This window comes from Nitratiruptor tergarcus DSM 16512, assembly GCF_027946175.1.
In the GTDB taxonomy this organism is placed as follows: Bacteria; Campylobacterota; Campylobacteria; order Campylobacterales; family Nitratiruptoraceae; genus Nitratiruptor; species Nitratiruptor tergarcus.
In genome coordinates this window covers 1,523,588-1,538,026 of record NZ_AP026671.1, presented here as the reverse complement: position 1 = coordinate 1,538,026, position 14,439 = coordinate 1,523,588, and the positions used below count along the sequence as shown (strand labels likewise).

Here is a 14,439-nt window from a genome sequence, read left to right as displayed (position 1 = left end):
TCTGAAATAAATATTATTTTTTATAGAAAGTTCTAAGATGAAATATAAATGCTGTTTGCTTTTAATGATATTCTTATCAGCAAACCTCTTTGCTTTTAGTGATAATATAGATGTGAATATTAATAGTGATCAAAATACCTCTATTTTTTATAGAGTAAGATATGACAATGAAAATAGTATATTGCAGTATGTAAAAAGTCACCTTTTTGTTTTAGATAAATATGATATCAATAGAAGAAATCTTTTGCACTATGCAGTTTTATATAAAAAATATAGATTATTGAGATTTTTAATCGATCAAAAAAAGAATATCGCAATACAAGATGGTGCCGGCAATACACCTCTACATTTAGCAGTCATGAATAGAGATACTTATGCGATAAAACTTTTAATGCTTTCTCCATCTTTTGCGATAGCATTAAAATTAAAAAATGGAGACAATCTCACGCCCTTAGAAATTGCCGCGAAAAGGAACGATAAAAATGTTGTGGATCTCTTACGATCATTTGGTACAGAAAATAATCAAGAGTGGATAGATTATGATAATTTTAATGAGGATTTTGAAAAACAGAAGCAAAAACATAAAAAATTTTTTGAAAAGCTTCGAGAGAAGACCAAAAAAAAGCATAATTCTCATATAGAGAGTTCGCATATTATAAAGGGCAGTAAAAATACAGGAAATATTGATATTCATTTAGGAGAGAGAAAATAATCTCTCTCAAAAAGCTTGATACGATACTATGGGTTCACTCGATTTAGAAGGAATTGTGATAAATACAATATAATTTTTTGCACTATTTGTAAGAATTGAAACAATGTGTTTTTTATCTGGAGTAAAAATATCAAGTTTTTCAGGAGTGCGGAGTCTTGCTACTTGAAACTCTTTTGGTAGTCGTTCCCACATTCTTGTATCTGCTTTATTCATGATGCCTTGATAAGCTGCACCTACTAGCCCGCCAAAGAAACCATACTTATCATGAAGCTGTTTTTGAATGACAGTTTGAACAATTGTTCTAGTCAGTGCCCGTGTCATAATAACAGGAAAGCGTTTTTTAAATTCTAGTTTGATAACTCTATCCATAGTTGCTATCTCTTTTGTCTTTTTTGTCCCATAGGGTGTTGTGATTTCAAGATACCTATATGCTTTCGGTCTCATTTTTAATGTTGGCAAAGCAATACCTGTATACAGTACTTTATCTGATACTAAAAAAACAGGGACATCGATTTTCCACTCCTCTTTTTTTGGAGCAAGTCCGTTCGAAAAGATAACCCATGTATAATGTTTAGCTCTTTGTGTCAAAGAACCTTTCATTTTATCAGCTAATTCAAAATCTGCTTTGACATAATCAGCACCTGCGTCCAGACCTTTTATCATTCCGTAGCACTCTTTTAGAAGATCTGTAGCTTTGTCATAGTCTCCAATACTGAGGAAGTATATACCTGCAAGATAGCTGGTGAATGGATTTGTAAAATCTCTATAAGGTTTAAAGGCAAAAAGATTGGAGTATTTTTTTTCAATTGGACTAGTCGTTTCCTTTTTGATTTTAACATTTTGAAGCTTTTTCTTTTGTTCTTGCTGGAGTTTTTCTTTCTCTTTTCCGATCTCTTTTGCAAAAAACTCTTTTGCTCTATCTTCTCTTACTAAAGCTCTATTAAATTCTATTCTGGCATTTTGAAAATCTCCCATATTAATAAAATTGATAGCTTTATACGTGTTAACCATGATTTTTTCATAGATTTTTGGGCGATAGTTCATAAAGGTATCATTTGTGAGAGCTGCTCCTACATTACTTAGTACTTTTGAAGCTAAGATCTCTTCATCATATTTTTTTATTAAATCCTCTGCTTTATCGAAGTAAAAGACACTATCTTTGTACTCTTTAACATAATATCCTACTGTGCCAGCTTCATAATCCCAAAGAAGATCATCTGTTTTATTTTCATCGAGATATTTATCAAAAAGCTTTTTATATTCTAATTGAGTTGCAACGTGCTTTGTCTCCTGCATATGAGCAGATGATTTTCCAAGATTTTTTACACTAGGAGCACATCCTGTAAAAAGGATTAAGATTATAATGGTAGGGAGCAAAACTACTTTTTTATGAAACATGCAATTCCTTTTGAGTGCTATTATTGAAAGCTTGTTATCTTAAATTATAGTATACAAAAATAATATTATACTAACTTAAAAAATTTATACAGTTATTTAATAGCAAAGCAGAAAGTGATAAGTTTTGTAGCATCCATCTTGTTTCTTTATAATAAATAAAATTTTAGTATATAAAAGTCTAACGAAAAACATTGAAGTACTAATAAATAAATTATAATTTAATTTATTCATTATATGAATAAATATGGAAAGTTAAAAAGTAGTATTAATCAAAAGCAATGTTAAAAGATCTTTGGCAAAAAAGGATGAGAAGGGATAAATAGCTATATCTACAATCTATTCGCTCAAGCAAAGATGTTTCACTACTTAAATGATGCTAAGACCTTATTTTATCTTTTTAGTCGCTTTCTTTGTAAAATGTAATAAAATGTAAAACTTACAATGATAAGCCCATATATCATTGCAATATCAAAAAGTGTTTTTGGCTCATTTTCAAAAAGATAATAGATCATGAGACTCACTGTAATACTCATCAAAGTAATGGAAAGCAAAATGATTATTAAAGAAGAGTTTGTTTGTCTATAGAGTTTTGTATTTGCGATGGCTACAGCCAGAGAAACAAGTAAAAAAGTCATACTTGAAAATGCAATGATGCTATCCAAACTCCCATAGAGCACAAAGAGTGTAGCTAAAACATACATAGCCAAAAGGGCATGGGATGGAATTGTTTTAGCATTTTTATATGAGAGTATTGAGGGGAAGATCCCATCTTTTGCGATATCTGCCATCATGCGACTAGCTCCAAAAAGTGTACCATTGATAGCGCTGCTGGTTGCCAGCATCGCTGCGATGGAGGCTAGAACAAATCCCCATTCGCCAAGAATTGGTTTAAGTGCTTCAGCTATCGCGTACTCTTTTGCAGCTTTTATCTCCTGTGGTGTTAAGATTCCAATAACGGCTATAGCTAAAACCACATAGATGAGAGTGACAATAATGATAGAAAGATAGATAGAAAGTGGTGTATTGCGATCGGGATTTTCGGTCTCAGCCACAGAATTGGTAATAAGCTGAAAACCTTCAAATGCCACAAAAACCAAAGCTGCACTTAGAAGGACTCCACTAAAGCTTTTATCAAATAAGGGTTGGAAATGGGAAGGATTGAGATAAAAAAGGCCAATTATTCCCATTGTCATCATAATGGCCACTTTAAAAAAGACGATAACATCTTCGCTCTCTCCCATCTCTTTGATACCCAGAAGATTGATCCACAAAAAAAGCGTCAAGATTCCAAAAGCAAGAAGTGAGCGTACAAGATAGTTGTCAGCATATCCAAGCATTGCAGCTCCATATGATCCGAAAGTATAAGCATAAAGTGCTAGTGTACCAATATATCCTACTATCACACTCCAACCTGTAATTGCTGCAATAGCTGGAGTTTTCGGAAAAGCGTATTTCAGATAGATGTAGCTTGCACCGTCAACTTTGTACGCAAGTGCCAATTTTGCATAGTTGTATCCTGCAAAAAGAGCAATGATACCTCCAATTACAAAGACTAAAACTGTTGCATGCCCTGCAATCTCATCAGCAACACCCATGACTGAAAAGATCCCGCCACCGATCATACTCCCTATGCCGATGGCTACAAGCTCCTTAAGACCAAGCTTATCTCTCATCTTCTATAAGCCTTTCAAAAATCTGTGTCAGCTCCTCTGCACTCACGAGCCCATCAGCCAAGATTTTGCCTTGCCACTCTAGGGTTGGATCTTTTGCCACACCCTTTTCGATCGATTTCATCGCATCCTTTTCATAGTGAATCTTTAATCGAAGCGGCAAATGTTTGACAGAGCAGACAAGCCTTTTGGCAAGCTTTACCCGCTCTGTATCACTTCCATGGATCGTTACATCAAACAAAGGCCACTCTTCGTGCTCTGCATGAAGCATTTCCCCCTCTTGTAATGGATAGCAATATTCCAAACTCATACTAATCCTTAAATTTTTTATATTATAGAATATTTCATCATTTATTCCATGCCCGTAAAGTAGAGCACAAGCTTCGCTGCAATGCCCACCAAAAAGATCCATACAATATTTATTTTCCAGTAACGTACCGCTATGAAAGCTCCAATCGCCCAGAAATATGTTGCAGGAGTTACAAGAGCAATTTTGCCAAGACTTAGCAAAACAAAGATGAGCATACCGGTAAAAGCTGCCAAGATCCCTTTTAAAGCACTGCGAATTAGAGCAAAGTTTTTAATCTTTTCATACACTTCACTCATAACAAGGGTATAAAAGAAAGAAGGGTAGAATATGCCAATTGTAGCTAAAGCACTTCCCAAAACTCCACTGACTTTATAACCGATGAAAGTGGCGGTAATGAGGAAGGGTCCTGGTGTAATCTGACCAAAAGCTATTGCGTCTGCAAACTCTTTCAATGTCAGCCAGTGATGCGAAACTACCGCTTCTTGCTGCAGCAGCGGCATTATGGTCATTCCGTTGCCAAAAGCCACTGCTCCCACTTTGAACATAGAAAAGAGCAGCTCCCCAGACTCGGTATGCCATATATATCCTACTGCAAAAAGCAGTACAAAAATGGAACCTGCAAGAAAAATAGCTACCATACGCCACTGCCATTTACCAGGAAATACCACTTCATACTCTTTTGTGTTTTCATAATCCTTTTGAGAAGTTTTTGAAGAAAAAAAGAAAAGTCCAAGTACTGCGGCAACTATGATAACCCAAAAGGCATTCATACCATACAGCATCAATATAAGCGCGATACCGGCTATCAGTGCAGTTTTGCCTTCATCAATATATCGGCTGGAAAAATTGATCGTTACTTCCAAAACAATCCCTACTACCATCGCCTCTATGGCAATAAAGATCGGATGAACCCATCCGATATGACCATATCGAAAATAGAGCCACGACAAGAGCAGCATCAATAGATAAGATGGCAAAATAAAAAGAAAAGTAGCCAAAACAGCACCAAAAAATCCTTTAATATGATAGGCTGAATAGGTAGCCAGATTGACAAAGATGGGTCCAGGATAGAGCTGCACCATAGCCAGCCCCTCATCTATCTCTTCTTGACTCAGCCATCCTTTTCTTACGATAAGGTCGTTTAACTGATGCAGCATCGCCATACTGTATGCACTCAAGCCTAAAAGAAAATATGCCCAACAAAGCTGCCAAAGGGTCGGAGTCTCTTTTCGGCTTACTGTTTTATCACTCATTTTCCATCTTTTCGACAATCATCCCTTGCAATAGGGCTCCTATGATTATGTATATATTCAACACTATTGTAAATGTTAATCCAAAATAGTGTACCATCAAAGGAAGCAGTGGTAGCTTCACAGCCCTTGCATAAAAAAAGAGGGCTATTAAAGAATCCCTTAGCCCTTTTTTCTTTAAATCTTCTATCAGCGGATACCATGCATACATAGGACCGTGACTTAGAATCCCGGCAAACAGTGCTATGATCCATGCTTTTATCCCACCCTCACGGCTTAGATGTTTTGCCAATGTTTTCGGGTCGATAAAAAAGTTGATAAGGGCATTGATTAAAACGACAACGGCTAAAATAGGTGCAATCTTGATCAAAAGATAAAAAGACTCCTGCAAAGCCAAAGAAGCTTTTTGAGGGTAAAAGAAAAAAAGAGCGATATAGCTTGCAATGACGATGAGCAAAAACCATTTTCCCCTCATCCCAAAAGCTCCAGCGTCCAAACAGTTGCGATGGTGATCAAGAAGGTAAAAACAAAAGCCAAAATGTTTCTAAGAATGGTAAATCGAATGCCCAGCACACTTGCTTCCAGTGGCAACTGCACAATTCCAAGAGTAACCCAAGCCAAAATAAACGCTGTTACTCCATACATTGAAACGCCGCTGCTAAGAAGCTCCCCACCTACAATGTAGCTTATAATCGCCTGGCCTACTGCAATGGCTCCGGCAAAAAGGCCGATGAATGTATCATAAAAAGGGTTTTTGGTAAAAAGAGATGCAAGCAGATCAGGGGTTATAAAGACTTTGAAAATGCCGACTATTCCAATCACTCCTAAAAGCATAGGTAATATTTTCAAAAGAGTCTTGAAAGATTTATAAAGTGCATCAGGCATCTGCTTCCTCTATGTCAAACTCAATACCATTTTCATTCCTATACCATACAATAAAAGGCCAATGATTTTTTTAATATGTTTTTGATTTAAATGAAAATGCATTACATAATTACCTATATATCCACCTAAAATTGCTGCAGCTGTAACAATACCCAATAGTAACCAATCGATTTGTACAAAACTCAGATATGTTAAAAATGCACTAAACGTTGAAAAAGGGATAACAAAACTCATAGCAATTGCCACTTTTTTAGCATCAAATCCAAGCAAAATCAAAAGAGGCATAAGCAAGCTTCCTCCACCAACACCCAAAAGACCGCTTACAATACCAACAAAAGCTCCCAAGACTATTAAAACCCACACCTTTTCATAATGAAATTTCTGATCTTTTTTTCCAAAAAGAAGCATACTTCCAGCAAAAACAAAAAAACGATAAAGATACTCTTTACAAGATTTTCTGGAACCACTTTTGAAAAATATGCTCCAATAGGTGCAAACAATGCTAAAGAGATAGCCAGAGGAAAAGCAAACCGAACATCTAAAACCCTTCTTTTTATATTCATTATCGTTGCAGTTATGGTTGTTGAGGTATTGACAAAAAGCCCGATAGCTTTTGAGAGATTAAACTCCAATCCAAAAAAGTGTAGTATAGGCACCAAAGCAATCGCACTACCCACTCCACCCATAGCAAAGAGGGTGGAGAGTACAAGAGTAAGGAGAAAGTACGCTATATAGCTCATGAAAGTGACTCTTCAACTTTTTCTATCGGATTTGTCTTTTTGTTTCTAGGATCTGTGATATATGCATACATTGGCACATAAATAAGTGTCAAAAGCGTTCCTACCAAAAGCCCGCCGATTGCCACATCTGCCAAAGGACTGAGTCGTTCTAACCCGACCGCTTGCTCTAAAGCAATTGGAATCATCCCGGCAATCGTTCCAAATGCTGTCATCATAACAGGGCGAAATCGCACCTTAACACTCTCAATCGCCGCTTCAAATGGAGATTTTCCTTCTTTTTCGTACTCTTTGTAAAAGTCAATTAAAAGGACTGCATTTTTAATGATAATTCCAAATAAAAGCAGTAACCCTACCATACTTGGCATACAGCTCGGTTTATGGAAAATGAGCATTCCCCACGCTGCGCCAATCATAGATAATGGCAATACCAAAATCATAATGATTGCAAGCCTGACAGATTCATAAATAGCTACAAGAGTCATTATAAGAATAATTACTCCAATGGCGATCGCTTTTATCATTCGCTTGAAGCTATCATGGAGCTGAGCGATATCTCCTTCTTGTGTTACGACAAAGCCTGTTGTATCAACTTTTTGCAACGCTTTATCGGCATCATCTGTGATGTGTGTAACCGGTCTTTTTGCTCTGTATCCATTCACATCAATGCTATAAAGCAGTTTATCTCTTTCAATTTTTGCTGGAGTCAGTTGATAAGAGATTTTTGCAAATTCGCTTAAAGGAATTTCGCCAAATTTTGTTTTGATTGGCAAAAGCTTGAGGTTTTGGATATTTTCATTGAATTTGCCTTTGAGATACATTCGCACAAACTGCGTATTCATCGTAGCCATATCGGCTGCAAGTGAGACAATTTGCCCCTTGATTGGTATTTGCATAGCAATCTGATATGGTGTGACACCATAGGAAAGTGCTTTGTTTTTGTCGATATTAATGACCACTTCTTGAAAATCTTTATCCCAGCTTTGACTGATAGAGGTAAGCCCTTTGACATTTCGTATCGCATCAATGACCTCTTTTGCCTTATCAGGTAGTTTCTCATAATCAGCGGCTTTAATTCTTATATCAAGAGGTGCTTTAATGGTTGAAAGGGCAGTAGCACCAAAATCAAAGACATCGTTTTTTTTGACACCTGGAAGCTGGGCGATTTTATCTCGAATAATATTTTCAAGTTCCCAAATCGTTTTTTTTCTGTGGAATCGATCAACTGCATTAATTGTAATAGTCGCTTCACTAGGCAAATTTCCGCTTCCAAGACTCAACACTCCGGACTCGCTCCCAAAGGCAACGGAGCTTGATTTTACCCACGGCTGTTTATGAAGCCATACCAAAAATTTGTGCAGTTTTTTCTCAGCACTATCGACAGTCTCATTGGCACTAAAAGCAACTTGCGCTTTGATAATCCCCGTATCCATTGGAGGCATCACATCTTTTCCAATTAAAGGCATAACATTTTTGAGGCTCAAGACAAATGTCAATACAACAGCAGCAGTAAGCATCATTCGCCTAAGTGCCCACCATTTTCCATTGGAAAACTTCAAAACACTTACATAGGGACCAATCAGTCGTCCAATAGTATATTTGTAGACATCCTCGAACCACCTTTCAACCTTTGTTTTACCTGTTCCGTTTTTGTAAAGCACTGCTGAAAAGCGTGGAATAAAGGTAATGGATAAAAAGTAGCTCACAAGCAGTGCAATAATAAGCGTTGAAATAAGGGGTCTGAAGATATGCTCTGGAAAATCGCCTACAAACATGAGTGGAAAAATGATAGCAATCGTTCCAGCGGTTCCCGCAAAGACTGGTCCCAAAACCTCTTTGGTACCATTGATGATTGCGGTTTGCATATCTTCATTGAGCTCTAAATGTCTTTCGATGTTTTCCAGTACAACAACCGCATCATCAACCAGCATCCCTAAGGCCAAAATAATGGCTGTATAGATTACGATATTGAGCTCTCCTCCACCCAGCCAAATAATTGCAATCGTTCCAAAAAAGACAAGCGGGATCGAGATACCAGCAGCCAAAATCGCTCGAAAGTTTCCAAGAAAGAAAAGCAGCACCAAAAGGGTGTAGACAATCGCATCTCTTAGGGCTTCTAGCATATTTTCATTGGCTGTTTCAATGAGTGTTCGTTGCGTATCGGCAATCTCAAAATCGATATTTGGATAGAGTTTTTTGAGTTTTTCAATTTCCGCTCTTGCAGCATCACTTACATCCAATACACTCCCACCTGGCGCTCGCTGAATTGACAAAGCAATCGCATTTTTACCGTTTCCAAGATAGCCGCTTGTTCGTTTTTTATAGCTCCAAGATACCTTTGCAATATCGCTCAATTTTACATTTGGCAAGATATGAAGATTTTTGAGCTTTTCAATATTGTCTTTTTCGCCATAGTAAGTAATAGTATAAAAGCTCTCTTTGCTTTTGGTAAACCCTATTGGAATATCTTTATTAAGAGCAAACAACGCTTTTGCCAATGTGTCAAAATCGACTCCATACTTTTTGGCTTTAAATGGATCGACTTCGATATTTATGGCACTTTGATATCCTCCAAAAACCTCAACATTTCCAATATGAGGATTTGCTAAAAGGTATGGCTTGATATGCGATTCGGCAATTTTTCTAATTTCAGCCAAACTGATATTTTTGTTTTTAGGACTCAGCGCCACAACCTCAACAGGAAGCGTAAAGTCCCCTACCGTATAGACTGAAGGATTGGCGTTTTTTGGAAGCTTGCCTTTAGCAATCGACAAAGCATTCGCCACATCTACAGCCGCAGCTTCTAGTCCCTTTTCATACTCAAACTCAGCCTTGACAATAGAAAAATTTGCCACATTGACACTGCTTACATCGCGAACGAGACTGATTCGGCTAATCTCTTCTTCTATCGGCTTGCTTACTGTATTTGCTGCAACCTCGGCCGTTGCTCCCGGAACTGATGTAATGACCACGACTTGAGGTCTGTTGGCATCAGGGAAAAGATTTTTTGGAAGTGCTTTCAATCCAATAATCCCCATCGCAAAAAAGCCAACTATCAAACTAAAGAGCAGATAGGGCCGTTTATAAAAATATTCAAACATACGCTATCCTTTTATCTCTTTAAGCTTTATTCCACTTAAGAGTTTAAGCATGATATCTGGTTTTGCAACAACGATTTTTTTGCCATTAAGACTCTCTTTTACAACAACACCTTGATTGGCATTTTCTATGATATGTACCTCTTTTGCCTCAGCGCTATTGCCCTTTATAACCAGAACATAGCTTTTACCATTGCGATTCAAAATCGCATCATGCGGTAAAAGCACCCCTTTTCCTTGAAAAGTCACCACTGCAACATTAACTCTCTCACCTGCAATTAAAGCTGGATCTTTGACATCAACCTTATACTCAGCCAATGAGTGGAATGTTGATTGTAACGGCGTAACCAGATAGACCTTGTTATTGTAAACAACACCAAAAACAGGCATATCTTTTGGCAGTCTCACTGCCAAATAACTATCTGTGTTGGTATTGATTGCAATAATTGGTTTCCCTGGCATCGCCATATCACCTTCATTAGCAAATCGTTTTGCAACAACACCATCGACATTTGAGCGTAAAGTTGTATAGGTAAGCTCATTTTGAATCTCTTTTATACTCTCTTTTAAAGAAGCCAATTTCGCTCTTAGGCTTGCAAGTTGTGCTTTTGTAGCGCTAATTTGATTTTGCTCTTTTTCATACTGCTCAATAGAAGCACCTTTAACTGCCAAAAGCTTTTTGGTTCTTGCATGGATTTTATTTAAATTTCTAAGAACTACTTTTGTTGAGGCAATGCTTTGCGCTACAGCCTCTTTTTGTGCTTTGAGACTTGTCAGTTTTGATTGCAAAGGAGTATCATCAAGCCAGGCAACAATATCCCCTTTTTTAACCTTTGCTCCAACTTTTGCTAACGCAATAATTCGGCCTGGATATTTTGAAGCTATCTTTATGTTTGCATCATTTTGTACTACCGCTATCGCATCAGCTGTTAGAGTCACATGCTTCGTTTTTGGCTGCAGTGTGTGTACCAATACCGTATACTCTTTTGCAATAGGAATCGCGGCTTCTTGGGCTTTTCTCTTTTTCACAAGCCTTACAGCACCTATAATGAGTAACACTACAATCAGTAAGAAGATAAGGAGTTTAATCCACTTTTTCATTTGACAATCCTTTCTAAATCATTTCCATAGATTACGGCAAGTTTTCCAACAATCTGCCATTTTTTTGCTTTGAGCGAAGCTAGATTTGCTTCAGCATCTAATAGCGCTTCTTCATATCTTAAGTACTCCTCTTGGGTAAGTCTTCCTACATCATATGCCGTTTTTGCATAGCGCAAAAGCTCTTCTTGATGGCGGACTTTTTTTTGTGCAAGTTTTTGTGCTCTTTCATTGAAAGCAAGCTGTTTTTGGAGTGATTTTGCCTGGGCCTGAAGCTCAAGTTTTGTTTGAGCTTTTTGTTTTTGCTCCTTTAAAAGAGCGGTTTTTGCAATTTCGATTTGCGTGAGATTCGCTTTTGAAAGCGGTATAATAAGTTTGAGCGCCAAACTTCCATAATCGGTATCGATACTTTTATCGAACATCACATCATCTTGAGCATAATCTTTCGTATAACTTCCTTGCAAAATAAGCTTTGGAACAAACTCATCTTTGCTAGCTTCTACATCTTTTCTTTGTGCTTTGATCTTTTGATCAAAAAGCTTCAATACAAAAAGGTCATTTTTTTCAATTGCATTTTTTTGCACTATAGGCTCAATCTGTGATACCGCAACTCCGGTAAGGCTTTCAATTGCTTCTTTTGCTTTGGCTTCATTTGCTTTGACATTTTCCAAAGCAATGTCTAAACTATCAAGTACAGACTCGATCTTGTCCAAAGCAATCGGCGCGGCTCTGCCACTTTCAACCTTTATCTTCACATCTTCATAGGTTTTAAGAAGCGATGCTTTTCTGGCTTTGAGCGCTCTTTTGAGATCTTTCAAATAGTTTAGATTTGCATAGCTTGCAAGCAGAATTGCTTCGTTTTTATAAATATCCAAATCTTTTTTGAGCTTAGCTGCTTCTATCAAGAAATCAAGCTTTTTTTGCAGGGTAAAAAGCTTTTTGACAAACAAAGGCATAGAAAACATCCCACCAATTCGCTGGATATTTTTAGCAAAGGGGAGAGGCTCTTTTTTGGCTATGCGCCTGTTGGCTTCCGGAGGAGGAACGGGTCTTAGGTTTGTATCACGGTTATAGTATTCATAACTGGCAAAGAGGTTGAACTCTGGATAGAGACTATCCTGTACTTTTTGCTTTTGCAGTCTCACAATATCTATGGCGATCCTGTCCACTTCAGTAACAGGCTTCGTTTTTAGAGCTTTAAAAAGCTCTTGCAGCTGGGATGCCTGCAAAGTAACAAATGCAGCTACCGACAAGACAAACATTTTTTTCATGGAACTTTCCTTACTAGTTTAATCATTTTTCTAGCTAACAGTTTTGCAAAATCCTCTATATTTGGTTCAGGCATTACCTCATACCCTTCTACAAAACTCGCCACACGCTTACGAAGCTCTTTGGTCGTTTGATGCATAATGAGCGAGCTTACGATCATCATCTGCACCACCATGGGATTTTCTATCGCAAACTCCTCTTTTTCGATTCCTTCATTGAGAATCGATGTGAGTAAATTGAGAGTTTTTGAAAGATATCGTGCAGCAACATCACTCATATGCTTCCCGTTATCGGCAAATTCATGAGCCAAAATCGCTGCAAAACAGGAGTTTTGTTGCAAAAACTCTCCAAAACCTTCAATATATTGCACTAATTTTTCTACCGGTTTTTTTGCTACAACTTTATCATTCAAATGACTCAAAAGCCTATCAAATCGAAAAAGTAGTACCGCCTCATAGAGTTCATCTTTGTTGGTGAAATGGTAATAGATTGCTGGCTTTGTAATACCAGCCTCTTTGGCGATTTTATCCAAAGAGATTCCTGTATAGCCATAGGTAGCAAAATGCTTTGCAGCAATTGTAAGAATCTCCTCTTTTTTGCTCATTTATTGTCCTTACTGATTGTTAAGTAAATAGTAACAAAATATAACTTAATTGAATCTTACTCTTTCTTTTTTTTGTATAAAACCTGTTGAAAAAAACAGTTTTTATTAAGGAAAGAAAACAGAAAAATCTCTGATAAAGAACAAGTTGTTTTATATCAATGCAACATAATAAGAGGATAGGATATACTTTTTAAAAAAAGGAGATATATGCAATTTACGCAGCAAAAGCTCTCTAGACGTGACTACTTTTTTTCCCAGCCCCATCAGCCTTTTTTTGTTTTAGGAGTAGTAAATGCAATTATTTTTATGGGACTTTTTATCCTTGCATATAGAGGTGTCTTTGATATTGATGCTAAGTTTTTTCATAGTTACTCCATGATTTTTTTAGTATTTACCAATTTCTTTTATGGGTTTTTATATACCACTTTTCCGCGATTTTCCGGAACTATGCCAATAGATGCAAGAATTTATTTAACTGTTTTTCTCCTGCAGTTAATAGCAACTCTTAGTTTTTTGGTATCAATATGGCTTCCTTTTGCCTTCTTTGCAGCAGCTCTTTTTGTCGCAGCTGGATTTGCTCTTACTTTACGTACATTTTATGGGATTTATAAATCCTGCCAGCTTCCTAAAAAGGATCAATATTGGATAATTGTAGCTTTGGGTGTAGGAGTTATGAGTGATATTCTCTTTTTGCTTTCACAAATATCGTGTCGTTGTAATACCCGAGTTTTTTTCGATACTGCAGTCAATTTTGGTGTCTATCTTTATATGATATTTTTAGCTTTTGTGGTAGCTCTGCGTATGGTGCCGTTTTTTAGCCATGTTATGGATTGGAAAAGGAGTAGATTTTTACATTTAGAGATTTTTGTGCTCTTTTTGCTCCATTCGTTCTTGCATGGTCTCTATCCTGCTGGAGTTTTTGTAGTAGATCTTCTCGCTGGTCTTTTAATAGCATGGGAACTCAAAAAGATTGCCCTTCCTTTTCCAAACAAAGAGCCTCTACTTTGGATTTTGCATATAGCCTTTTTTTGGCTAGCTGGTGGATTAATACTTGGTTCACTGATAGAGGCGTATGAGCGTTTTTCGGGAGTCTATAGTTTTGCGCTCCCTTTGCATCTTTTGCTCTTAGGATTTTTGACTACTATCCTTATAGGATTTGGTACACGGGTGACATTGGGACATAGTGGTAATATGCTGCGAGTAGATAGGGTGACAGTATGGATCTTCTATTTTACGCAAATTGTTGTGTTAGGAAGAGTTCTATTTAGCCTTTTTGCCGCACAAGGAAAAGTTTTTCCATTTTTTGATATAAGTGCTGCACTTTTTTTAGTACTTTTTATTTGGTGGTTGGGGAAATATTTTAAGATTTTAGCTTTTGGAGAGAAACTTGGTACAATGAAGTAGAGGA

At 37.1% G+C, this 14,439-nt stretch carries 12 protein-coding genes and 1 pseudogene; 2 read left to right on the top strand and 11 right to left on the bottom strand.

What is annotated here, in order from left to right; genetic code table 11:
- Window positions 1–37: 37 nt before the first annotated feature.
- Window positions 38–712 (top strand): ankyrin repeat domain-containing protein, encoded by a 675-nt coding sequence (locus tag NITER_RS08065; protein ID WP_084275044.1) that lies wholly within the window; start codon window positions 38–40, stop codon window positions 710–712.
- Between the two features lie 6 nt (window positions 713–718).
- On the opposite strand, the gene NITER_RS08060 is transcribed toward NITER_RS08065, so the two are convergent.
- The 11 genes and pseudogenes from NITER_RS08060 to NITER_RS08010 all read right to left on the bottom strand — a co-directional run bounded on the left by NITER_RS08060 (window position 719) and on the right by NITER_RS08010 (window position 13,031).
- Entirely contained in the window at window positions 719–2,110 is a 1,392-nt protein-coding gene (locus tag NITER_RS08060) for a COG3014 family protein (protein ID WP_084275045.1), read from the bottom strand.
- 389 nt (window positions 2,111–2,499) lie between these two features.
- Window positions 2,500–3,783, bottom strand: a complete 1,284-nt coding sequence (locus NITER_RS08055; RefSeq protein WP_084275046.1) for an APC family permease — start codon at window positions 3,781–3,783, stop codon at window positions 2,500–2,502.
- Window positions 3,773–4,090: a hypothetical protein gene (locus NITER_RS08050; protein WP_084275047.1), complete on the bottom strand. Its 318-nt coding sequence runs from the start codon at window positions 4,088–4,090 to the stop codon at window positions 3,773–3,775. Before NITER_RS08050 ends, NITER_RS08055 begins: the two co-directional genes overlap by 11 nt.
- A gap of 41 nt (window positions 4,091–4,131) precedes the next feature.
- Window positions 4,132–5,343, bottom strand: coding sequence for a chromate efflux transporter (gene chrA / locus NITER_RS08045; protein WP_084275048.1), 1,212 nt, complete (start codon window positions 5,341–5,343; stop codon window positions 4,132–4,134).
- Entirely contained in the window at window positions 5,336–5,815 is a 480-nt protein-coding gene (locus tag NITER_RS08040; protein ID WP_084275049.1) for a permease, read from the bottom strand. Before NITER_RS08040 ends, chrA begins: the two co-directional genes overlap by 8 nt.
- Complete coding sequence (locus tag NITER_RS08035; protein ID WP_084275050.1) at window positions 5,812–6,225, bottom strand: permease; 414 nt, start codon at window positions 6,223–6,225, stop codon at window positions 5,812–5,814. The genes NITER_RS08040 and NITER_RS08035 overlap by 4 nt, the downstream gene beginning before the upstream one ends.
- Window positions 6,226–6,234: 9 nt before the next feature.
- A pseudogene (locus tag NITER_RS08030) lies at window positions 6,235–6,911 on the bottom strand (sulfite exporter TauE/SafE family protein).
- Between the two features lie 50 nt (window positions 6,912–6,961).
- Complete coding sequence (locus NITER_RS08025; RefSeq protein ID WP_084275051.1) at window positions 6,962–10,063, bottom strand: efflux RND transporter permease subunit; 3,102 nt, start codon at window positions 10,061–10,063, stop codon at window positions 6,962–6,964.
- Window positions 10,064–10,066: 3 nt separating this feature from the next.
- Window positions 10,067–11,161 (bottom strand): efflux RND transporter periplasmic adaptor subunit, encoded by a 1,095-nt coding sequence (locus tag NITER_RS08020; RefSeq protein WP_084275052.1) that lies wholly within the window; start codon window positions 11,159–11,161, stop codon window positions 10,067–10,069.
- On the bottom strand, window positions 11,158–12,429 hold the full coding sequence (locus NITER_RS08015; RefSeq protein ID WP_084275053.1) for a TolC family protein: 1,272 nt from the start codon (window positions 12,427–12,429) through the stop codon (window positions 11,158–11,160). The genes NITER_RS08020 and NITER_RS08015 overlap by 4 nt, the downstream gene beginning before the upstream one ends.
- Entirely contained in the window at window positions 12,426–13,031 is a 606-nt protein-coding gene (locus NITER_RS08010) for a TetR/AcrR family transcriptional regulator (protein WP_084275054.1), read from the bottom strand. The genes NITER_RS08015 and NITER_RS08010 overlap by 4 nt, the downstream gene beginning before the upstream one ends.
- 207 nt (window positions 13,032–13,238) lie before the next feature.
- Here NITER_RS08010 and NITER_RS08005 point away from each other — a divergent pair, with 207 nt between their 5' ends.
- Window positions 13,239–14,435, top strand: a complete 1,197-nt coding sequence (locus NITER_RS08005; RefSeq protein WP_084275055.1) for an NnrS family protein — start codon at window positions 13,239–13,241, stop codon at window positions 14,433–14,435.
- Window positions 14,436–14,439 lie beyond the last annotated feature (4 nt).

Bases quoted from the DNA above. Each gene is read 5' to 3' on its own strand.
- NITER_RS08025 (WP_084275051.1), bottom strand. From the start codon at position 10,063: ATGTTTGAATATTTTTATAAACGGCCCTATCTGCTCTTTAGTTTGATA.
- NITER_RS08020 (WP_084275052.1), bottom strand. From the start codon at position 11,161: ATGAAAAAGTGGATTAAACTCCTTATCTTCTTACTGATTGTAGTGTTA.
- NITER_RS08010 (WP_084275054.1), bottom strand. From the start codon at position 13,031: ATGAGCAAAAAAGAGGAGATTCTTACAATTGCTGCAAAGCATTTTGCT.
- NITER_RS08015 (WP_084275053.1), bottom strand. From the start codon at position 12,429: ATGAAAAAAATGTTTGTCTTGTCGGTAGCTGCATTTGTTACTTTGCAG.
- NITER_RS08040 (WP_084275049.1), bottom strand. From the start codon at position 5,815: ATGAGGGGAAAATGGTTTTTGCTCATCGTCATTGCAAGCTATATCGCT.
- NITER_RS08005 (WP_084275055.1), top strand. From the start codon at position 13,239: ATGCAATTTACGCAGCAAAAGCTCTCTAGACGTGACTACTTTTTTTCC.
- NITER_RS08060 (WP_084275045.1), bottom strand. From the start codon at position 2,110: ATGTTTCATAAAAAAGTAGTTTTGCTCCCTACCATTATAATCTTAATC.
- NITER_RS08035 (WP_084275050.1), bottom strand. From the start codon at position 6,225: ATGCCTGATGCACTTTATAAATCTTTCAAGACTCTTTTGAAAATATTA.
- NITER_RS08050 (WP_084275047.1), bottom strand. From the start codon at position 4,090: ATGAGTTTGGAATATTGCTATCCATTACAAGAGGGGGAAATGCTTCAT.
- NITER_RS08065 (WP_084275044.1), top strand. From the start codon at position 38: ATGAAATATAAATGCTGTTTGCTTTTAATGATATTCTTATCAGCAAAC.
- NITER_RS08055 (WP_084275046.1), bottom strand. From the start codon at position 3,783: ATGAGAGATAAGCTTGGTCTTAAGGAGCTTGTAGCCATCGGCATAGGG.
- chrA (WP_084275048.1), bottom strand. From the start codon at position 5,343: ATGAGTGATAAAACAGTAAGCCGAAAAGAGACTCCGACCCTTTGGCAG.